18 protein-coding genes and 1 pseudogene are annotated in these 21,150 nt (G+C 57.8%); 6 read left to right on the top strand and 13 right to left on the bottom strand.

The window, feature by feature from the left end; all coding sequences use genetic code 11:
- Window positions 1-145: 145 nt before the first annotated feature.
- The 3 genes from PPUTUW4_RS03275 to PPUTUW4_RS03265 all read right to left on the bottom strand — a co-directional run bounded on the left by PPUTUW4_RS03275 (window position 146) and on the right by PPUTUW4_RS03265 (window position 2,524).
- Window positions 146-1,123 (bottom strand): hypothetical protein, encoded by a 978-nt coding sequence (locus PPUTUW4_RS03275; RefSeq protein ID WP_015093388.1) that lies wholly within the window; start codon window positions 1,121-1,123, stop codon window positions 146-148.
- An 81-nt stretch (window positions 1,124-1,204) separates the two neighbouring features.
- Window positions 1,205-1,567 (bottom strand): hypothetical protein, encoded by a 363-nt coding sequence (locus PPUTUW4_RS03270; protein ID WP_227698108.1) that lies wholly within the window; start codon window positions 1,565-1,567, stop codon window positions 1,205-1,207.
- A gap of 75 nt (window positions 1,568-1,642) precedes the next feature.
- A complete protein-coding gene (locus tag PPUTUW4_RS03265) occupies window positions 1,643-2,524 on the bottom strand; it encodes a hypothetical protein (RefSeq protein WP_015093386.1) in 882 nt (293 codons plus the stop codon).
- Between the two features lie 101 nt (window positions 2,525-2,625).
- On the opposite strand from PPUTUW4_RS03265, the gene PPUTUW4_RS03260 reads away from it, so the two are divergent.
- Complete coding sequence (locus PPUTUW4_RS03260) at window positions 2,626-3,693, top strand: WYL domain-containing protein (RefSeq protein ID WP_015093385.1); 1,068 nt, start codon at window positions 2,626-2,628, stop codon at window positions 3,691-3,693.
- 265 nt (window positions 3,694-3,958) lie between these two features.
- Here PPUTUW4_RS03260 and PPUTUW4_RS03255 read toward each other — a convergent pair whose 3' ends face one another.
- The 3 genes from PPUTUW4_RS03255 to PPUTUW4_RS30105 all read right to left on the bottom strand — a co-directional run bounded on the left by PPUTUW4_RS03255 (window position 3,959) and on the right by PPUTUW4_RS30105 (window position 8,521).
- Entirely contained in the window at window positions 3,959-5,245 is a 1,287-nt protein-coding gene (locus tag PPUTUW4_RS03255; RefSeq protein ID WP_015093384.1) for an McrC family protein, read from the bottom strand.
- Window positions 5,242-7,830 carry an AAA family ATPase gene (locus PPUTUW4_RS03250; protein WP_015093383.1) on the bottom strand — a complete coding sequence of 863 codons (2,589 nt, stop codon included), beginning with the start codon at window positions 7,828-7,830 and terminating at the stop codon, window positions 5,242-5,244. Before PPUTUW4_RS03250 ends, PPUTUW4_RS03255 begins: the two co-directional genes overlap by 4 nt.
- A 202-nt stretch (window positions 7,831-8,032) precedes the next feature.
- The gene (locus PPUTUW4_RS30105) at window positions 8,033-8,521 is read right to left on the bottom strand and encodes a hypothetical protein (RefSeq protein ID WP_015093382.1); all 489 of its coding nucleotides are present in this window, start codon (window positions 8,519-8,521) and stop codon (window positions 8,033-8,035) included.
- A 404-nt stretch (window positions 8,522-8,925) separates the two neighbouring features.
- On the opposite strand from PPUTUW4_RS30105, the pseudogene PPUTUW4_RS03240 reads away from it, so the two are divergent.
- Window positions 8,926-9,575: pseudogene (locus PPUTUW4_RS03240) on the top strand (hypothetical protein).
- Window positions 9,576-9,920: 345 nt separating this feature from the next.
- Entirely contained in the window at window positions 9,921-10,382 is a 462-nt protein-coding gene (locus tag PPUTUW4_RS03235) for a cysteine hydrolase family protein (RefSeq protein WP_015093381.1), read from the top strand.
- A 29-nt stretch (window positions 10,383-10,411) separates the two neighbouring features.
- On the opposite strand, the gene PPUTUW4_RS03230 is transcribed toward PPUTUW4_RS03235, so the two are convergent.
- The gene (locus PPUTUW4_RS03230; RefSeq protein WP_015093380.1) at window positions 10,412-10,663 is read right to left on the bottom strand and encodes a helix-turn-helix domain-containing protein; all 252 of its coding nucleotides are present in this window, start codon (window positions 10,661-10,663) and stop codon (window positions 10,412-10,414) included.
- 415 nt (window positions 10,664-11,078) lie between these two features.
- Between PPUTUW4_RS03230 and PPUTUW4_RS03225 the strand changes: the two genes are divergently transcribed.
- Window positions 11,079-11,429, top strand: a complete 351-nt coding sequence (locus tag PPUTUW4_RS03225) for a DUF6124 family protein (RefSeq protein ID WP_015093379.1) — start codon at window positions 11,079-11,081, stop codon at window positions 11,427-11,429.
- A gap of 115 nt (window positions 11,430-11,544) precedes the next feature.
- The gene (locus PPUTUW4_RS03220) at window positions 11,545-12,951 is read left to right on the top strand and encodes a DUF2252 domain-containing protein (protein ID WP_015093378.1); all 1,407 of its coding nucleotides are present in this window, start codon (window positions 11,545-11,547) and stop codon (window positions 12,949-12,951) included.
- Between the two features lie 92 nt (window positions 12,952-13,043).
- Here PPUTUW4_RS03220 and PPUTUW4_RS03215 read toward each other — a convergent pair whose 3' ends face one another.
- On the bottom strand, window positions 13,044-13,889 hold the full coding sequence (locus tag PPUTUW4_RS03215) for a phosphatase PAP2 family protein (RefSeq protein WP_015093377.1): 846 nt from the start codon (window positions 13,887-13,889) through the stop codon (window positions 13,044-13,046).
- A 31-nt stretch (window positions 13,890-13,920) separates the two neighbouring features.
- A complete protein-coding gene (locus PPUTUW4_RS03210) occupies window positions 13,921-14,592 on the bottom strand; it encodes a histidine phosphatase family protein (RefSeq protein WP_015093376.1) in 672 nt (223 codons plus the stop codon).
- Between the two features lie 260 nt (window positions 14,593-14,852).
- Between PPUTUW4_RS03210 and PPUTUW4_RS03205 the strand changes: the two genes are divergently transcribed.
- On the top strand, window positions 14,853-16,772 hold the full coding sequence (locus PPUTUW4_RS03205; RefSeq protein WP_015093375.1) for a methyl-accepting chemotaxis protein: 1,920 nt from the start codon (window positions 14,853-14,855) through the stop codon (window positions 16,770-16,772).
- Window positions 16,773-16,896: 124 nt separating this feature from the next.
- On the opposite strand, the gene PPUTUW4_RS03200 is transcribed toward PPUTUW4_RS03205, so the two are convergent.
- The 4 genes from PPUTUW4_RS03200 to PPUTUW4_RS03185 form a co-directional block, all read right to left on the bottom strand.
- Window positions 16,897-17,316: a type II toxin-antitoxin system VapC family toxin gene (locus PPUTUW4_RS03200; protein ID WP_015093374.1), complete on the bottom strand. Its 420-nt coding sequence runs from the start codon at window positions 17,314-17,316 to the stop codon at window positions 16,897-16,899.
- A complete protein-coding gene (locus tag PPUTUW4_RS03195; RefSeq protein WP_015093373.1) occupies window positions 17,313-17,558 on the bottom strand; it encodes a hypothetical protein in 246 nt (81 codons plus the stop codon). The genes PPUTUW4_RS03200 and PPUTUW4_RS03195 overlap by 4 nt, the downstream gene beginning before the upstream one ends.
- Window positions 17,559-17,652: 94 nt before the next feature.
- Window positions 17,653-19,026: a DUF1329 domain-containing protein gene (locus tag PPUTUW4_RS03190; protein WP_015093372.1), complete on the bottom strand. Its 1,374-nt coding sequence runs from the start codon at window positions 19,024-19,026 to the stop codon at window positions 17,653-17,655.
- Between the two features lie 134 nt (window positions 19,027-19,160).
- Entirely contained in the window at window positions 19,161-21,116 is a 1,956-nt protein-coding gene (locus PPUTUW4_RS03185; RefSeq protein ID WP_015093371.1) for a DUF1302 domain-containing protein, read from the bottom strand.
- Window positions 21,117-21,150 lie beyond the last annotated feature (34 nt).

The following is a 21,150-nucleotide window of genomic DNA, read 5'->3' as shown; positions in this document are numbered from 1 at the left end:
GCAACGCATGGTGAAAGGGCGCACTGGCCTGACCATAGAAACTCCTCAATCTGTTGGCACTTCTTCCAGACTACAGCGTGGGGCGACAAGATGAGTCGTTAGCCGAAATCAGATCTGAGCCTAGCGATGCCGTTCATTGGATGTCTTAGAAACCTCGAGCAATATGGCTTCGCGTCCAAAGATGGCGGCAGTCCTTGCACTCGAAATCCTGACTCACCTCATGGTCCGTCACGGTCACCTGCCGCGACTTTCGCTGCCCTGTCAGCCTGTCGATGACAAGGCGCTCCTCGGAGCGGACCTGATAAACCGCCTCATGATAGCGAACCAGCTTTATCGCTCTATGGTGACAATTCGGACACTCTTTGTTTTTCTGGTGTTCGATCCAAAGGATCTGAAGATGAGGAATGAGCCAACTTGAGGTGCTGAGTACTCCAGCGATGATCAACTGGTCCGTCGACCTGACGGAAAACGTCATGATATCGAACGCGCCAAGCACACACAGCCCACCAAAAAAACTGCCCCAGAGTACAGCCCAGAGCAGTCGATATTTGCACAATTGCCGATAGCGCGACTCGCGGCTGGCAATCTGTTCAGCGAACGTTGTGTCTTCTGTCCGTATGGCTACGCCACTGACGGCTGACAAATACTCGTCACCATCGAAAGCGTTGTTATAGAACTGCTGAGCCTGCAACTGTAGCTGGGCACAAAACTCGTCCGGAAAAACCGTGTGCTCATTTTTCTCGTCAGATCGAAGCTTTAGCTTCAGTACTTTGGCATCACACAGGCAGCGAAGAACCTTTTGAGATGGCTCGATGAAAAACATACCGATTTCGAAGAAGCTACCCCCTCGAAATTCGCTGCTTTTGCCTGTCAGATACTTCAACTCGATCCGTCGACCATCGACCAACAAGGTCAATTGAGAGGGCAGCCAGCCGCCCGAGCGCGAGGTCTTGATCTCAACATCAAGAATCATGCGGTCTGAAGCAGGACGAACATTGCGGCGCCACGAGAAGGTGATTTCATTCTTGCCAGAACGATACCGGCAGTGACGCAGGTGCTGAATCGTGGTGAGACCATCGAACTCATCACGTTCGACGGACACAAAATCGGACTTGATGTCCATCAAGACACCCCTTGCTGACTGATACACAGTTAATGTTCGTTAAACACCGCATCCGAATTGAATACTGGGCTGCCGGGTGTTTTATAGCCCTGTGTCCGGTTTCTTGGCGCGTGCCTTTGCCAGCATCTCGTCCAGTTGAGCCAGCAAATCATCTGCGCTGATCTCTACAAATTCCCCGCATGATGCGGCCAAGATCTTCTCGGCAAATTCAGCGCTGTACTCCGGGTGCGGGTAGTCCGGGTCAGTTTTATCGATTGCTGTGAAGTACCACTCGCCGCGCAATTCCTGGCCCATAAGGCTATCGGCCTCCTGCAGGCCAAATAGCGTGGATTGATACTTCGCATCACAAAGATTTGGGTATGCCTGCATAACGGCCTTTCTCAAGTCGCCAGCGCTGATGCTGTCAGCGGCGAGCTGCATAATCAAAGCCTGCAACAGATTCATGTCACGCATCCTGTACCTCACTCATTCAGAATGACCTCCCAATCAAGCAACGGGGAGGGAATTGTCGACCTGGTTTTAAGCCGCCAAAGCTCGAAGCTGATCACCCAGGTCGTAGCCAATCATGAAGAGTGCAGCTTCCAGGGCACGCAGCGGGTCATTCGGAGAGGGCACCAGATGAAAGCGGCTGCCGGCGGCACCTGGATGCGCCAGGACCGCACTCAGTAACCAGCTGGCGCGCATATTCCACATTGCGTGATGGCGGCCTGAGCGCAAGCCCTTGAACTTGAGCTTGGCAGTTCCAGGGTTACGGCGCTTGGGAGCGAGAGATTTTTTTCCTTCCTTGGCAGCGGCCCAAGGGAAGCACAGTGCCTCAGGTACCTCGGATAAGTCGTGCTCCTGGCAATACTTCACGACCATCCAGCCCAGACCAGCGGCAACGCGGCTGTCGTAGATGATGAAGTCCTTGCACAACAGCGAATACACCTTGGTCATCCCGGAGTTGAAACGCAGGTTTTTCGAACGCAATACAGATGCTTGATCGTCACCGTCACCGATCGCCGTTTGTACGTTTTGTAACATGCGGCCAAGCCCTGCTTTATTCGCCTTCAGCCAGTCCGCGTTGCGAGCGGCCACACCTCCCCAACGCATCACATCGACGGTCGCCTCAAGAATGCGCGAGTCGCTCCCTGCGGCGTTGACCAGGTCCTCACGCAGGGCGGACAATGCGATCCCGTTGCTGCTGGAACACTCACCTGGATTGAAACCCAAGCGGGCATTACCAGGGTGATTCCAACAGTACTTTTCGAAAGCGTTATACAGGCCGTTGCACGACCATTCTTCATCCGTTTTGCGATTGACGTATTGGTGTTTAAAGCGCGTTTCTGATTCGAGCTCGGTGGCCAGCCAATGGATGAAAGCAGGAACGTGAGTGAGGGTTAGATAGGTTTGACGGCTCATGAAATACTCCTGTGGGCTGACTATTTTTATCGCAGGGACTGCTTGCCAACCAACACATAGTCCCAGCAGATAAACCCACTTTTTGTCCCTGAGATTGAGCCATGATAAATCATCACCGACGCCGTACTGCGTTGCGCAAAATTCTTCAACGCGAAGGCAAGTCCCTGTCGACGGCGGATATCCACGCGGAACTATGTCGGTGGTTCAATGATTTCAGCCTCAATGTAAAAACCACACTGCGAGACCTCGACGCTCTCACCGCAGCCGAGTTGGTAACTGCGGGTGAAACCGGCTTAGATAAAAAATCAAAATACTGGAAAACCGGTCGAGGCAGCTTCGACTTGACGCTCTCTCCCACAGAGGCGATGACCTTGGCGGCTATTTTCGACCACGCAGAGCGCTTCGGTTTCACATCCCACACGGAACAACTGACCAAGCTACGTGAATACGCAACCACGGAAATAACCAAGCACTCCAAACAGACTCTCGCATGGACGAAGCGGATCACTTCGGGGACCCGGTTTACGCTGCTTAGACCCGGCAAGTATGACCCTGCGCATCTCGACCTTATCCAAAGCGCCATTCTGGACGATGCTTCGCTTGAGGTGACCTACCTTCCAAGAGACGCCGGTGGTGTCGAGTGCATCTACCTGCTTAAACCCTTGGCTCTTTCCTATCAGGATTCAAACGTCTATCTGTCGGCATACGTGCTCGAGGAGCAATGGCCGAAGGGGCATACGCCTGCAACAGGCACCCGTCGCGGCAAATACAGCAGCAACGGTCCCAAGACGATGTGCGCCCTTATGCTGCATCGAATGGTAGAGGTCAAAGCGAGTTGGCTACAAATATCTGACCCGGATAACTACAACGTCAATTCGTTTGAGGTCCAAAAGCACCTCATGACGATACACGGCGATGACCCTATCCAACTCAAACTACGTCTTGGCCACAATCTGCACAATCGGCTTACCGAGAATCCGCTGGCTGAAGACCAGGTGGTAGCGCGTTGCGCCGACGACAAGTGGGACTTGTGCTGCACCGTCCTCGACACCCAGGGCCTGCGCCTGTTCCTGCTCGGCAATGCTGGTGACATTGAAGTACTCGAACCCCCGGTAATACGAGCACATGTGCGCGATACTCTTCGTTGCGCAGTGCGTGCGTACGATTAGTTGGCCAAGCCGCGGGGCTGATGCAATGTGGGCGGTGGTACTTATACAGCCCCAGGGCTACTAAGCGTGAATAGATGACCCGGCCCACGAAGCAGCGAGCTCTCCGCTGCAGAGAAGTTATGGCTCACCCTGGGGGTTGAGATACAGGTAACCTCATTTGGAGTGCTCACCATTGGAGTCCTCAGCCGATGGCATTCCATGCAGTATTCCACTACAAAATTCAGTAACATATTTTCATTTTAAATCAATAACATACAGAGCCTGTTCAAATTACCCCGGTAAAGCACCTCCCAAACCCCTCCTCTCCACCAACCAACAACTCATCCCCCTCCACATCAAACGGCAACACCCAAAGCCGCATTTCCGAGCTGAACTCAAACGCTGGCAAAGGCTCCGAAAACTGTGCAGTCCGCGGATAAATCAAAGCCAACTCCCCGCTCCCGCCCAAATATCGATGACCGTAGCTAAACAGCTGATAAAAATCGGCTTGGCTCAACCCATACTTATTCCGCCTATCGCCCCCATCCAGCCGCTTCCACTTAGTGTCTAGCACCCAAGCCCTCTCGCCCTGCTCCAGCAAAAGGTCCGGCTCCAAACGGAACATAGCGCTGCCATCATGCACGCACAGGCTATGCCGGGCAGCTTGTGATGTAAGCCGTGCTGTCGGCGCCAGTCGCCGGCGCAGCCAGCCTTCCACGTAATTTTCAAACAGTTTTTCCATAGGAAAGAGCAGGCTAATCCCTCGCCACTCACCGCTTACGGCAATGGGCATCTGCTGGTTAAGTATCAGCTCACACCAGGGCTTGATCGCTTGGTAGTGCGCCATCAGCCGGTCCCCGCTCCAGGCGCCGAAATCTTGGCTTACCTGCCGGCTTACCGGCAGCTCGGCGAGCATGGCGCGCAGTTCGTTAGCCAGGCGCCAGTTGGCGGGCTGTTGGGTCTTTTTAGCAACCTGCTCCAGCGCCAGCTTCAGCAAGCGGTTCTCGGCTCGGTCCGGCAAAAAGATGTCATGCCGAATTTGGAAGTGATGCTGTCTTCCCGGCGGCTGGCGCATTTGTGCCACAACGTTCAGCTGACCACGCAAAAAGCGTTGCTCTTCTTCGATACGCCGATAGTCGAAGCGCACACCCCGCTTTACCAATAAATCCAGCTCAGCAAGAAACTGCCCCATCACCCACTCACTGAGCGGTGCATCGAACAAATCCAAGCTGGCCACTGACGTCTCACGCGGCTTCAGATGTAAGGCATGCTGTATCATCCTGCGCAGTAACCGCCGGCTTTTCACCAGGCAATCGTCTTGCTCGTGGTGCTTGGGCAGTATCTCTAATCGCGTGCCACAGGGTGTTTCCAGCATGCCGACATAGGAATCCCACTTCAGCGTACTGCGCCCTTCAATCTGCAGCAGCGTAGCGCCATTGCGGTTGAAGCTGGCGCTCAGCTCGCATAACCATTCGAAAGCACTTTCCGAAATTTGCGCACAATCCAGTCTGCCAGGCGCGACGGCAGCCGTGGTCAGGCGGGCATACTCACGAACGCTGACGATTGCGCTCACGCGCCCGCCTCCTCAAATACCTCAGCAGGCATCACGACCTTGGTATTTGCCGCGATGACGCCGAAGTAGGCAGATATGCGCTTGAAAGCTTCATGGTTAATGCGCCAGGTCGGACCTTGCGCCGGCAAGCTGATGCCACCAAAAAGCGCTGTCAAATCCTGCTCATCCGGCACCACGAAGCGATCGACTGACAGCTTACGATGGTCATTGAAAACCCACTGAATGCGCTGCCAGTCCTCGAAGAAATACTCCTGTAACAGCGGCAGTATCTGACTGCGGAAGATCGCCTCCAAACGTTCCAGTGAGCCATCGTGCTGAAGCGGCATGAAATAGGCGTGCCCCAGGCAATGATCGCGGCCCAGCAGTACTTCAATACGCTGGTTCATCACGCGCAACAGTTGGCCAATGTTCAGCCCCTGCACTACCACATCGTCCAGTAGCTCAGGACGTGGAGGCATCTCCTGGAAAACGAAGCGACGGCGCAGCGCCACATCCAACCCGGTCAAGGAGCGGTCGGTGGTATTCATGGTGCCGATCAAATGCAGGTTGCTGGGCACGCTGAAGCGCTGCTTGGAGTAGGGCAACACTACCGACAGCGCCTCTTCTTCGCCGGCACGCTTAGAGGGTTCGATCAGCGTGATCAACTCACCGAAAATGCGCGAAATATTACCCCGGTTAATTTCATCAATGATCAGCACGCGAGCGTCAGTCACCGTGCTACTCGCTTGCGGTTTCAATAGCTGCTCAACCATCGGTGCAAACACATGTTGGTAGCCGTTAACCATGTACTTTTCCATTTCGGCTTCAGGGACCTTCTCAAACACTCGCCCACGCCGGATATCTTCAACGGTAATTTGGCCACTTCGCACATAGGCCAGCAGCTGCCGCAGCAAGCTCAATGGCAGCGGTAGTACGCCGCCCTTGGGCTTGTCCAACTCCACCAATTCCTGCCCAACGCTGCGCACCACATAACCTTGGCTAAAACGCTGCCCCACGTGTAGCAAAGCACCAGGGCCCACTTCGGGAGTACCGAGTAGCGCTTTAAGCTTGTCTCGGTTCAGAGTTGGTGCTTTCAGCTCGTAAAGGGTCATTTGGCTGAATTGCCCGTTGAGCAACTCAGTGTGAGGCAGTGACGGTTGGTATTGGCGCAGCCATTTCACCGGGCGCATCTGCGAATAGTCAGCCTCATACTCGGAGTGCGGCTTGAACAGGTAGTCCCCTGTCACCTCACCAATCGCCCGGAACTTGAAATTGCCATCTGACACGACAATCAGGTCGCCCACTTTCATCCGCGCGACGAAGGCGGTCACGCTGGTGATGCCATAGTCCGTCGCCGGGCTTTCAGGCTTCACACCGGCTGCAGCAAAGCGCTCTTGGACTTGCTGGCGGCTCGTGCACCCTGAAAAGTCGATAGCATCACCGTAGCCCAGCAACACGTAATCACCCGCCAGGCACTCCTGATAAATGCTGGCGTCTTCGCCCAGGGTGTTGCCCAACGACATTTTCCAAATGCGTCGTTGGCCAACTTCGGTCGGTGCCTCAGCCTGCTGAGTAACCTTGGCTGCCGCCGCCTCACAGAGTGATTTGAACACCCCGTCCACAACCTCATACCGCAGCTGCTGACTTGCTTCGTCAGTGGTCGCTCGCAGCCCTTCAACGAAATCTTCGTAACTGAAACTCTGGTGGAAGGTAACAAAACGGATGCGATCTTGTTCCACCAGCTCGTCGAAGCGCTGCTTAAGTGCCTCGCGATTGTCCAGCTGCTCGTCAAGGTATGCAGGGTCGAGCACCTTCAAGGCGCTGTCGATGGTGGCGTAGGTTTTACCGGTACCGGGTGGCCCAAACAGGATCTGGTTAAGCGCAGGTACTGAGGCGGCTGTCGTCACGGTGGACTCCTCTTGCTCGGACTGATGATAATCAAGGGGTACGAAACCCGATCCGCTGAGCGTCAATTCCCTCTCCCCGAGTACTTCGTCAACGGAATCGAGCCACTCCTTGATCTCCGTCGCGGTTGGGCACGCATCTGACTCAATTTCCCAGGCCAGGCCGGCGGCTTCCATCAACTCTCGATGGTCTGCAACCTTTCGCAGCGAACAGCGAATCTTGCCCCAGTCCCAATACAAGCTGAATACGGGCTTGCCTTTCAGGGCGTTCAGCTGTCGAACGCCGATACGAATGTCCGAGGGGTTGACGTTCACCGTCCAGTGATCAGCCTGTGGGTAGCGTAGGCGCATAATGCCCAATAACGTCCGCACCCATGTCTGCTCATGCGCAGTGCCTTTGTTCAGCAGCTGTCTTACCCGATGATCGGCATAGCCTTCGAGATCCATCGGCGCTAGGCCAGGACTCAGTTGAAGCTGAGTACGCCGATACTCCAGCCACTGCTTGAGGCCGTTGTGAACATTACCGCTATTGCTACCACCGATTGCTGCACGCGCCCCTCCCGGGCTGTAAATCTGATAAACCTGTTCCAGGTCATCGATGCTCTCAATTTCAAACACGTCTCGACCATAATCGTTCGAAACAGTGTTTACGCCACTGGCATAATTGTTAGCCGTAGTTGGGGCTTTCCCCGTCTCAACCATCCAGTCTTTAAAGAGTTGGCTGACGCTAGGTTTCAAAATTTCGCACTCCGGAAAAGGTCGCGGCATTAGTCGAACACCACTAGCCACAGCCCAGAAACAGAATCAAGGATATCGATAGTCAAAAATATGCAGCCAACGGCGCAACTGGTGAGGCGCCGGTGAACTGAGGGCGAGCAATTTTCACCGCCGCCCCAGTCCTCCTTCATTTCACCGAACTAAGCTCACCCCTCGGCTCATCCGGAGTAATCCAACGAACCTCAATCCGCCGCTGCTGTGCATCCTCCGGCGCAATCCCTGGTATGGGCTGTGGATCCCCATACCCCGCCGCCACCACGCGTCTCGCAGTAGCAGAACCGGACAAGTCGAGCAAGGCGTGAATTTTGGTCAGGCCCGAATCGAAACGCTCGACACTGCTGGCGTCGAGGTCATCCAGCTCATTGTCGGCGGCGAGCACCATGAGTCCAGCCATCTTCTTCAGGTAGCTCGACAACTCGCCGCTGGCCGCCAGCCGATGCAAGAATGGAATGGCGCTCCGCACGCCGCCCCAGCGCAGAATCTGCAAACAGGCCTGAAGCGCTTGCTGCTCATCACCGGCGCTGACTGCAGCCGAAAACCACTCGCGCAATTGCCCAAGCGAGCTATGGGTCTGCGTCCAGGTTTCAGAGTCGACCGCGCTCTGGTGACTGTGCACCAGCTTGCCTTCCAGCGGTAGTGCTCAAGGACCTGCTCGATCCTCTGCACATCGACCGTCAAGCCACCGGGCACGAACTTGCTGGACTCGCAGCGCAGCTTGAAGGTGAGCACCGGCAGGTTGGCTGCCAGCCATGCAATGAAAGCCTCGACTTCGGGTTGTGCCAGGAACTCATCACGCTTCATGCCCGCCGCCTTGCTGGTAGTGCCGAATGGCCATACCCTAAGCAAAATGACAGGCCGCGTCCACGTTGTCTGTTCATACAGGTAAACAATTGGAGCAGGTTCGAGTGCCCTGGCCAGACAGTTTCCAGCGCCAGCGGCGATTCGTCCATTCAACTGTAAAGTTTTCAGACACACATCACCTCTTTACGGACCGCGCGCGCCCTCAAGGATCATCACCTCATGGACCATCAAGCACTCAAGACCCGTCACCACCAGGAACGTGAGGGCCATCACCCCCAACCTCACCTTGCGTGCTCATCGAGCACTGAGCTTGCTGAACCGCGCCGAGCAGACTGATGACCGTGATGGGCGCTTCATCTTTCTGTGGGTCGCCTTCAACTCTGCCTACGCCACCGACATCGATGAAGAACTCCGCTTGTCCGAGCAGTCCACCTTCGAGAAGTTTCTGGACAAGCTCTGCGCACTGGACAAGGACAATCTGATCGAGAACCTGGTGTGGTCTGAGTTCCCAGGCAGCAGTCGCACCTTATTGAACAACCCCTAAGTGTTCCAGAGTTTCTGGCATAACCAGAACGGCAAGATTAGCGAGCAACAATGGACCGAGCGCTTTGCCAACGGCCGGCGAACCGCACAGCAAGCGCTGGCAAACCGCAACACCGCCGCCGTACTCGGGGTGCTATTTAATCGAACCTATGCCCTGCGCAATCAGATCATGCATGGCGGCGCCACGTGGAACAGCAGCGTCAACCGGGATCAGTTACGTGACTGTGCCAACCTGCTCGACAAGCTGGTGGCGGTCATCATTCTGCTGACGCTGGATAACCCAGAAACATTGTGGGGGGAATGCTTGTTATCCGGTTGTTGTTTAGCTAGATGACTGCGATTGGGTCAGAGGTCGCCTGACAGGTGACACTACTGGTAATCGGCAGGCGAGGAGTAATTGCGGCAGTATTCCAATTGGTATTCCACTTTAAAACACAAACCGATATTCATTAAGTTAATCAATATGTTACTGGCCCAATTCAAATTACCCCGGCCCACCAACCAAAGCTGACAAGGCCCGCCCAGTGCGGGCTTTGTTGCATCCGGGGTTTGATAATTCATGCCTCACACCGCACCCTGTGGGAGCGGGCCCGCGAAGAGGCCAGCGAAACCGCCCGGATGTTTTCCAACCGCAGGTCCCCGCGTCACCGCCCTCTCTCCCGGAGAAGCCCATGCGCCAAGCCCTCCTGATCATCGACGTACAACCCGGCTTCGTCCCACCGCAGTGGCTGGTCGACGGCATCCGGGCACTCATCGGCACCCTGCCCAGCGTCGCCACGGTCGAGCGTCACGACGAGTCCATAACCCCGTTCGAAAAACAGCTTGGCTGGCACCCCGCGCCGGACGATGACAGCCTGATCCCCGCCGACCGCATTTTCATCAAGCACGGCTATGCCCCCACAGCGGAAACCATCGACTACCTGAAAAGCCTGAACGTCGAGCGCGTGCTGGTGTGCGGCCTGCAGACCGAAACCTGCTGCCTGGCGGCGGGGTTTGCGCTGTTTGATGCGGGGTTGCAGCCGACTTTGATTACGGATTTGACGGTGGGGTCGTCGCTGGACCGGACGGGCGGGTTGGGGGTGAGGCTTTGGGAGCATCATTTCAAACACACGGTGAAATTGGCGGACTTGTAAGCTGTTGCGTTCGCGCAAAAGGGGTGGTTTCACTCGAATAATTCGCTTAGCTCTTCAAGCGTCGGCAATTCAGCTGGAATGACCGAAAGCTCACAATCCAACGCGCACAAGACTCGGGCATACGCGACCATGGCAACGGTGGAAGTCCCCTGTTCCACGGCAATGACTTTCTGTCGTGGCAGTCCGGAGAGCTCGGCAACTCTTGCTTGCGTCAGACCACGACTCTTACGTTTTTCACGTATTTGGTGCCCAAGACGGGATAGCAGAAGAGATTGATCCATATTCGATTTCCGTGACATTGGTGATCAAATGTATTGCATGCAGGACATTACTACGAATCGATTTGACTCAGTATCCAAGCGGTTATCCATCTCGACACCTTCCTCACGTCCTAGGACATTTCCCGCAAAACGCATCGCCCTTCATGAACTGGCGGGGCCGGCTTCTCGACGATAGCCTTTCTGGGTCGCTGAAAATCAGTGATCAGCTTTGACAGGCTGAAAACAGGAACCTTCCACTCGCCCAAACAAAACGGCATGCTTTCCCGCGTGCAATTTTCATGGTGGCTGTGCGTGGGGCATCTTCGGATGCACCGGTTTCCTGTGTTTCCGGTCTGTCAACCTGCGTACAGCCGCCACCCACCTTGTTTGACAGCAGGAGAGCGGCGGCTCCTTTGAACAAACCAGGAACCCCAACATGAAAAAGCAAAGCCCCAATCCGCCAGATTCAACAACCGAAACACCCGACCTATCCAACCTCTCCAACACCACCGAACCCGCCATCAGCGCCCGCCTGCGCAACCCCAATCACCTCGACCCCGTCAGCCACGTCTTCACCATCCGCCCCGACATCGACACGCCGTCCCTGCTCACCCACGCCAGCGAAACCCTCGCCTCGCTCAACGTCATGAGCACCGACCTTGCCTGCGAGCTTGAGAGTTCGCGTCGCAACATCGCCCTGGCGATCCAGCAGTTGGCCGTGCTGGCGCAATTGCTGGTGAACCGGGCGCTGGACAACATCGCGCCACTCGACGAAGCAGAGGCTTGAGATGGATCGATACATGCCGATGCCAGACAGGTCAGTCGCCGGGCAAACACGAACCCGCAAAGCCCTTCTACACTCCATTCGCAATCACCCTAAAACACCCGTCGAATAGGCCCCCATGACCACCCTCACCGACCGTTTTAAGCAAGGCAAGGATGCGCGCAAGAAGTGCTCGCGCAGTTCGCAAGCAGCCTTGGGCAATGTCGATCGCGATCCGATACCGCTGATCAAGGCGTCGAGTGAAGGACGCGTCAAATCGCTGGTGGAGCTGCGTTACGGGCGCATGCTGGTGTCGCCGTTCACCTTCTATCGCGGTAATGCGCTGCTACAGGCCCATGACCTGGCGGGCACTTCGAACATGGGGCTGGTTTCGCCGATTTGTGGCGATAGCCACCTGATGAACTTCGGCGGTTTCGCAACGCCTGAACGCAACCTGCTGTTCAGCGTCAACGACTTCGACGAAGTCCATCCCGGGCCGTGGGAGTGGGACTTGAAACGCCTGGTGGCGAGTTTTCTGGTGGCCACCCGCGACTTGCGCCATGGCGAGTCGGTTGAAGACAGCATCTGCCATGAGGTGGTGAGTGCCTATCAGAAAACCATGCTCGAATGCGCCGAACAAAGCTCGCTGGAAACCTGGTACGAATCCATCAGCTATAACGACTTGCTGGCGCAGGCCAACCAAAGCACCCTGGAACACGTGGAACGCGCCATCGAAAAAGCCGAGCGTCGCACCCATGCCGAACTGCTGCCAAAAATCAGCGAACGCGACGCCCATGGGCGTCTGATCATACGCGATGACCTGCCGGAAATTTTCCACCTGCACAAGAACACCACGCTGCTGGACGCCGATGATGACTGGTTGCGCCTGTCGGACTGGCGTCCGCTCTACGACACCTTCATGCGCGACTATCGCGGCACCCTGCAAGCGGACCGCCGTGAGCTGCTGTCGCGTTTTCAAGTGCAGGACATGGCCTTCAAGGTGGTGGGCGTCGGCAGTGTCGGCACACGTTGCCTGGTGGCGCTTCTGACCGACGATCAGCAGTTCCCGCTGTTCCTGCAATTCAAGGAAGCGCGGCGCTCGGTGCTCGCCGGCTACGTGAAGGCCAGGTCGCGGGTGCGCCATGAAGGGCAGCGTGTGGTCGAGGGTCAACGCTTGATGCAATCGGCCAGCGACCTGTTCCTCGGCTGGACCACCGGGCCCAGCGGGCGGCATTTCCATGTGCGGCAATTGCGCGATATGAAAATCTCCGCCGAACTCGAGACCTTCGATGGCGATGCCTTCGCGGCCTATGGCCGACTTTGCGGCCGGGCCCTGGCTCGCGCCCATGCCAAGTCTTCCGGGCAGGCGGCGGTGATCAGCGGCTACATCGGCAAGAGCGACGCACTGGCCGATGCGCTTTATAAATACGCTCAGGGCTATACCGAGCAGAACGAGCGCGATTTCGAGCGCTTCCAGCAAGCCTGCCGCAAGGGCCGTTTACGTGCCCGGTCGGAAGCCGACTTTGCCGCCGATCATTTGCCGTAGCTGTGTCGCAGGCTCTGGTGCGGGGCTTTGATCGAGATGAATTTTTCTTCACCCCACCCTCTCGCGCCAGCCTGTACATTTCGCTCGCTCATTCAAGAAACTACGGTTTGCCCGCCCTCCCGCGGGCTTTTTTTTGCCTGCGAATTCGCTTCGCAGAGCACCGGCTGTTCCAGCCTCGCTCGCCCGTAAAACGCCAGCGCCGTCAGCAAACACGCCAGCCACACGAAGATCCCGGCCCAGAAGGTGTGGGACATGTAGTGCCAGCCTTGCAGCACTCGCGTTGTGCCGTAGATGAAGCCGAGGGTCAGCGAGCCGTACATGATCGCCTTGGAATAGCGCCAGCGATAACGGCGAGCCACGAAGTACAACGCCAGCATGGTGAAACCGCCCGAGGCATGTCCACCCGGCCAGCAGCGGCCGTCACCGGCAACTTTCAGCAGGTCGAAATTTTCATACCACTCAACGTGCTGCATCTTGCCGCCGTACAGTGTCGTCTCGATCGGGCAATACACGCTGGTGTGGCCCTTGAGGTAGTGAATGACCCCGGTGCTGATGGAAAACGCGAACACCACGTAGAGAAAGTCGCGTCGATGGCGGTTGGCAAAGCGCAGCACCGGTGCGACTTTGATTTTTTCCAGGAAGGCGATGATTTTCGAGTGTTTTTCAGCCTTCAGGCGCGGCCAGAGAAACGACAGCAAGGCGCCGATAATCGCAATTTCGCCGGTCCAGTTCGGGATGATCCGCGCCCATTTGTGGGTGATCTTTTCGAACAGGTGGATCTGGTCCAGCGGGTACGTCTGCGTCACCGGGTCAAAAAAATAGTTGTTGAAGGCGATGTCGAAGCGGGTCATGTCGAACATCAGGAACACCACGGCCGCGCAGGCCAGCGGAATACCAAAGTTCACCCAATAAAAGCGGTAGCGGGAGTCGGTCTGCATGCTCAATCCTGATTCAAAGGGAGGCTGAAGTTCAACGGGGTGTCACCGTGGGCCAATCCGATGCTTCGATAAAACCAAGCATGCGCGGACTGTTCGGCGTTTCGGCGGAGATAAACAGAGACGCCCCGTAACCCAGGGTTGAAGTCGTCAGATCGAGGTCTTTTTCCAGTTGCGCCATGCATTCGCTATGGGTCACCAGAATCAGGTTTCGCCCGGCCACCTTGTGCGCCAACGCGTCGCGCAGCATGGTGCCCTTGCAACCGACCAGCCAGTCTTCGCCCGCGCCGGCCTTGTTGAACATGAAGCCGGCAGTCTGCGCCGTCCGCAGGATCGGGCTGTGGTAGATATCGGCCTTGTCCAGGCCCAGGTTACGGAACTGCGCCCCGACTTTTGTGGCAACACTGCGCGAACGCTCGGTAATGCCATCGTTGCCGATCAGGCAGGCAGCCGAAGAGTGATCGCAGCGTTCGACGTGGCGCACCAGCACGATCAGGTCGCCCTTGGCCCACTCCTTCATCAACGCCTGTGCACCGCGCACATTGCCATGCGCCAGGTCCGGAACGGTGGCCGGTCGCAGTAAAAACACCGTCAACGGGATCACCAACAGCGCCGAGGCCAACACCACCGCAGCGTTGCGATAGCGGGTGAAGCGCTTCAGGTCGATCGAGCGTTTTATCCCGAAAAGACTCAGTCTTAATTCCACATCAAGCCGCCTCGCCGGCACGCACCACCTCATCAGATCCCCGGAGGTTAAAGATGCGTGCGTCGGCGGCGGGTGAAACCCGTGTGAAAAAAAGCTTAAAAGCGCTGTAAAGATCTTGTTACAGAATCCGTTTGGAAAAATCCTTTCAGCTCCCGCCATTGCTGCCGATACATCCTGCTTACACAGCTTGGCGGCCCCCAAAAAAAACAATCTTCCAGCCAACCGACGAAAAAGAAGCACTACGTTCCTGGAGGAATTTGATGAATAGCTGGTTCGGCAACATCAGCGTGAACCTGAAACTGGGCCTTGGGTTTGGCCTTGTGCTGGCACTGACCTGCGTCCTCGCCCTGACCGGCTGGACCAGCCTGGGCGGGTTGATCGACCGCAGCAACTGGATGAGCGACATCACCCAGCTCAACGCCGGCCTGACCAAGCTGCGCGTGGTTCGCCTGCAATACATGCTGACCAACGGCGACGAAACCGCCGCGCAGGGCGTGCAGACCACCCTCGACGCCTTCTCGGCCCAGCAACAGGCCCTGCTGGCGAAGTTCAAGAGCCCGGAAAACCTCAAGCTGCTCCGGGAGCAGGGCACCGTGATCGACGCCTACAGGACGTCCCTGGGCAAAATGCGCAATGCTTATCGCGCCGGCAACAGCGCCCGCGACGCCATGAGCGCCAACGCCGAAACCGCCCAAAAGCTGATCAATGAGATCAACACCCGCGTGCAGCAAATGCCCCTGAGCGACCAGCGCTTCGAACAGTTCCAGGCCATTACATCGGCCAAGGAAGCGTTCCTGCTGGCGCGTTACGAAGTACGTGGTTACACCGCCACCACCAATACCGAAACCGAGCAAAAAGCGGTCAGCCAGCTGGACGCCGCCATCGCCAGCCTGAAACCGCTCAACGCGCATTTCGCCGACGCTCAGCAAGACGCCCTGCGTCAACTGGAGACCGCGCTGGGCAACTATCGCAGTGCCTTGCAGGCCTACAAGGCCGCCAGCAATGACGCGGTGCAGGCGCGCAAGGAAATGACCGACCAGGGCGCCGCCATCGTGTCCCAGAGCGATCAGCTGTATCAGATCCAGCTCGACCGCCGTGACGCCGAAAGCGCCCAGGCACGCACACTGCAACTGATCAGCACGCTGCTGGCATTGTTGGTGGGCATCATTGCCGCCGTGGTCATCACGCGCCAGATCACCCGTCCATTGCGCGAAACCCTGGCGGTGGTCGACCGCATCGCCAGCGGTGACCTGTCCCAGAACGTGCTGGTCACTCGTCGTGACGAACTCGGCGTGTTGCAGCAAGGCATCGCACGCATGGGCGTGACCTTGCGCGACTTGATCAGCGGCATCCGCGACGGCGTGACCCAGATCGCCAGCGCCGCCGAAGAGCTGTCGGCCGTGACCGAACAGACCAGTGCCGGGGTCAACAGCCAGAAAGTCGAGACCGATCAGGTCGCGACCGCCATGCACGAGATGACCGCCACCGTGCAGGAAGTCGCGCGCAACGCCGAAGAGGCCTCGCAAGCCGCTGCGGCGGCGGACGGTGAAGCCCGTGAAGGCGACAAAGTGGTCAACGAAGCCATCGCCCAGATCGAGCGTCTGGCCAGCGAAGTGGTACGTTCCACCGAGGCCATGAGCCTGCTGCAACAGGAAAGCGACAAGATCGGCAGCGTCATGGACGTGATCAAGGCCGTGGCCGAACAGACCAACCTGCTGGCGCTCAACGCCGCCATCGAAGCGGCCCGCGCCGGTGAAGCCGGTCGTGGTTTTGCCGTGGTGGCCGACGAGGTCCGCGGCCTGGCCCAGCGCACGCAGAAATCCACCGAGGAAATCGAAGGTCTGGTGGCCGGCCTGCAGAACGGCACACAACAAGTGTCTGCCGTGATGAACAACAGCCGCGTCCTCACCGACAGCAGCGTGGCCCTGACCCGCAAGGCCGGCGAGTCACTGGAGAGCATCACCCGCACGGTGTCCAACATCCAGTCGATGAACCAGCAGATCGCCGCTGCGGCCGAACAGCAAAGCGCCGTGGCCGAGGAGATCAGCCGCAGCATCATCAACGTGCGCGATGTGTCGGAACAGACGGCTGCGGCGAGCGATGAGACCGCCAAGTCCAGCGTTGAACTGGCGCGGTTGGGTGGTCAATTGCAGCAGATGGTGAGCCACTTCCGCGTTTGATGAATTCAGGCTCGTCCTGTAGGAGCGAGCTTGCTCGCGATGGTGGTCAACGAAAACGCGTGCATTCTGAATGACCGCGGCGCTGGCAAGTTCTTCGCGAGCGAGCTCGCTCCTACAGGGGAGCTCAGCTCATCCAGGGATCTATCACTTCAACACCGCTGAACTCGAAATCTCGAACATTGCGGGTGGCTATGGCAGCCCCATGGCTTCGGCAAGTGGCGGCAATTTGCGCATCTGCCATTGAAACTGCACGCCCGTTTGCTTCAGCACCCGCTGTCAACGCTGCGTACTCAACAGCGGCATGAGCATCGAACGGCAAAATGCGTCCGGCAAAGTCCTCTTCGAACATTGCCATGGCATGGGCTTCAAGTTTTTGTTTGCGCTTGCCAGATGGAAGGCGCGCGATTCCGTGAAGTATTTCTGCCACCGTCACCGCACTGACTGCCAGATCCATTGAAGGCTGCGCATCAGCCCAGGCAAGCACCCGGGTTTCAGGCTCCACTCGCATAAACTCTGAAAGAACGTTGGTATCGAGCACTATCATTCAGAAAAATCCACCGCCGTTGCTTTCTCTGAACGCTTTGGCAGATCAAGCTCGACTCCGCCGATGGCGTTGAATCTGTTGCGGATCCTGCTTCCAAGTCCACCGGCGCGATCAGCAGTCGTCAAGGCTCTGCCCAGAATCAGGCGAGCCTCTTCTTCCATGGAATGTCCGTTGTGAGCCGCTGTGATGCGCAGTTGCTCCTTGAGCTGATCATCAAGGTTTCGAATCGTGATGCTGGCCATGATGCCTCCTGCAATCAATGAAATCATTGATTGCAGAATAGCACATTCTGACCGACCAAAACCTGACGAGCTGCCAAGTGGTTAATGGCCTTTTTTACCGCGTCCCACGCTGGCGCAATGCCGACGGCATGAAGTACGCGTCTTCCGGCACCGGTTGGGCGAAGTCCACAGTGCCCTGCTCTTCGTTATCCAGGTTCTGCACGTAGTAACGACGCGCTTGCAAGTCATGGAATACGTCCAGCGCGCTCCAGGTGGTGGGCAGGTCGTAGAAGTTCTTCAGGTAGGCCATCGACACCCGCCACAACTCCCCTCGCCCGTCATATTGATCGACCAACGCGGCGCCCCAACTGTCCTCGTCCAGAAACAGCACGCGCTTGGAATAAATATGCCGCGCGCCCGGCTTGAGCGTGCCTTCGACCACCCAGACCCGGTGCAGCTCATAACGGGTGTATTGCGGGTTGAGGTGGCCCGGTGTGAGCAACTGCGCGTACTTCACCTCAGGGCTGCCGACTTTGTAGTTGTTGTAGGGAATGTAGACCTCTTGCTTGCCCTTGAGCTTCCAGTCGTAGCGGTCCGGCGAGCCGTTGAACAGGTCGGTATCGTCCGCCGTGCGCAGGCCGTCGGATGAGGCGATCGGGGTGTCATAGGCGAGGTTCGGCGCCCGGCGCACACGACGTTGTCCGGCATCGTAGACCCAGGCCTGGCGCGGGTCCTTGAGCTGGTCCAGGGTCTCATGAACCAAGGCCGCACCACCCGCCAGACGAGCCGGGCTCTTCACGAACGCCAGGTAGTAGAACAGGATGTTTTTCAGGTCGACGAATTGCCCGCCCGGGCGGTAATAGTTGAAGAGCCCCTCCTGCTGCGAGGTCACAAGTGCGAAGCTGCCGTTGCGTTGTACCGGCGCTTCCGAGGCACGACGGACCACATAGATACCGCGATAACGGGTGATGTGGTTCCACAGCACCTCGACCCCGTCCTTGGGCAGCGGGAACGGCACACCGCCATAGGCATCGGCAAAACCGGTGCCGCCATCGAGCAGCTTGGTCGCGGTCGCATTCTTCAAGGTGTTGTCATACAGCCACTGCGGCGCCGAGCCAGAGCGGCGTGAAGGATAGACCGGCATCTGGAAGGTGTCGGGGTAGCTGTTGAACAGGGCGACCTGACCCGGGCTGAGGTGGGCCTTGTACTGTTCAAGGTTGGCCTTGGTGATGGTGAACAGCGGCTTGTCCGCCGCATACGGGTCCGGGTGATGCTGGCCTGGCTTGTAGCCCGCCGGCGCCTGGGTGATGCCGCCGGTCCAGGCCGGAATGGTCCCGGCGGCGTTGCCGACACGCTCGGCGCCCAGTGGGGTCAGGGTGGTTTTCAGTTGTTCGGCCAGCTGGGGCGTGACGGCGGCCAGCGCGCTGCCGGCGGCCAGGCTCAGGAACAGCGCCAGCGTGGTCTTGGTCAGTCGTGAAGTGTGAAACATGATCGTTCTCCGAAATACAAAAACCTGTGGGAGCGAGCCTGCTCGCGAAAGCGGTTTTTCAGGCGACATCTGTGTTGAATGTGCCGCCCTCTTCGCGAGCAGGCTCGCTCCCACACAGGGTCTGCGTGTAGCAATCAAAGGAAGTACTTGAGGTTGAAGCCGATGTTGTCGCGGTCACGCAGGCCGTTGTCCTGCCCGCCGCCATAGAACTCGGTGTATTGCAGCTCGGCCTCCAGCTTGTTCTGGTAGTTGGCCTTGATCCCCAGGGTGTAGGCCTTGCGACCCTCGATGACGTTGCCCGCCTGATAGCTGTTGCCCTCGAAGTCATCCTTGTAGACGACATAGGGCGAGACGTTGACCCCGGCATACACGTCGTTCCAGGTGCCGTTGAGCATCGCGGTGTAGCTGTAGGAGTTGCGGTTGACCTGGTCGCCGCGCTCGCCACCGGACACATAGGAAAAGTTGCCGGTGCCCGCGTAGTAACGGTTACTGCCGTCATAAGCGGTGTATTGCAGGCTGCTGCCGCGCAGGTGCTCGGACGCCAGCTCGAATACGCCGAACATCGAGTCGAATGACAGGCTCGGGCCAAAGTTGTAAATGGTGCCCAGGGACGTGTTGAACGCTTCCACCCGCTCGGCGTTATTGATCTGGCTGTCGAGCGTGACCTGCTGCCCGCCGATGTTGATGGTCTGGCCGCCTGCCGCTGCGGCGGCGCCGTTGGCCAGGTCGCCGATCAGGTCGTTGGTGGCGGCGACCCCGATGGGCAGGTTCGGCCGATACGCCACTTCACCGAACACCGACGCCTGGCCCAGGGTGGTGTTGAAACTGAAGCCGTACATGCGGATGTCTTCGGCGTAGCGCCGGTGCGCCTGAATATTGCCCAGCACATCCACGGTCGCCAGGCCGTTGGCCAACTGCCCCGCCTGGCTGCCGGCGACACCGGCCAACAGGTTGGTCAGGGCATTCATGTCGATGCCCTGGTACCCGCCAAGGTCGGCGGAAATGGTCGGCTCCTTGGCGTGGTAGTTGACCATGTACAACCCGAACTCGGTGCTGTTGAACTCTTCTGCGATGTAGCGAAAAGCGAAACCGAACTGGCCGTCGTTGCGCGCGTTGAAATCCTTGCCGACCGTGGCCACCTTGACGGTGTTGCCAAAGGTCGGGGTAACCCCGTTGGCATACAGGCCGGTGGTGCTCAGGGCCTGGTTGAGCAGCGGGTTGTTGCCCAGCGCGCTGTACAGATCGATCACGTTACCGAAGCCAGGCACCGGGGTGTCCAGCGCGGTACCGCTGAAGTTGTTGTAGGCGGTGTTGCCGCCGTCGGCGAACAGGTCCGTCTGCGAGTAGAACGTGCCGACCGGGTCGATGCGGGTTTCCTTCCAGTTGGTCTGGTAAAAGCTTTCCATAGTCAGGCTGTCGGTCAGGCCGATGTTGAAGCTGAGCGCCTCTACCGGGACCAGCACTTCCTTGACTTCGGCCCCGGGCAGACGGTACTTGGCCGCATCCACCGGGTTGGTGGTGTTGATCCCGCCACGGTAGAAAATCCCCTCGCCCCAGTTGAACACCTGGCGCCCGATACGTGCAGTGACCGGCATCTGCGCCACGTCCCAATTGCCATAGAGGTAGGCGTCGAGCAACTCCGCCCGGCTGCCGGCGATATCGCGGGTCTGGCTGGTGAAGTGGTCGTCCTGCGGGTAACTCTGACTGGGTTGCGACGGATTGTTGTTGCGGTAGTAATCGTTGCGTTTGTCCATCAGTTGGGTGTCATAGAACGCGGTACCGCGCACGAACATCCCGTAATTCTGATAGTTGGCCTCGAGCTCCGAGGTGATCTTGTACACCTCGGAAACCAGCCCGGTGTCGAAGTTGCGATTGCCGTCGTTGGTGTTGACGTCGTCGTTGTTCTTGTCCCGGCCCTGAACCCGCCACAAGCGGCCATAAGACAAGGTACTGTCGAATGAACCGGTGACCTGGTTGTCCAGCACGCTGAATTCCTCGGCCTGCACGCCGTCGACCGCGCACAGTTGCAGCAGCCCTGCCAGGCCCACACCGGGAAGCGCCGCGCTAGACAGGCGAAATCGAGTGCTCATGATCTGTTCCTCTTTCCCTGGATTTATTGTTGTT

It is taken from the genome of Pseudomonas sp. UW4 (assembly GCF_000316175.1).
In the GTDB taxonomy this organism is placed as follows: Bacteria; Pseudomonadota; Gammaproteobacteria; order Pseudomonadales; family Pseudomonadaceae; genus Aquipseudomonas; species Aquipseudomonas laurylsulfatiphila.
This window is presented reverse-complemented; position numbering and strand designations above follow the sequence as displayed.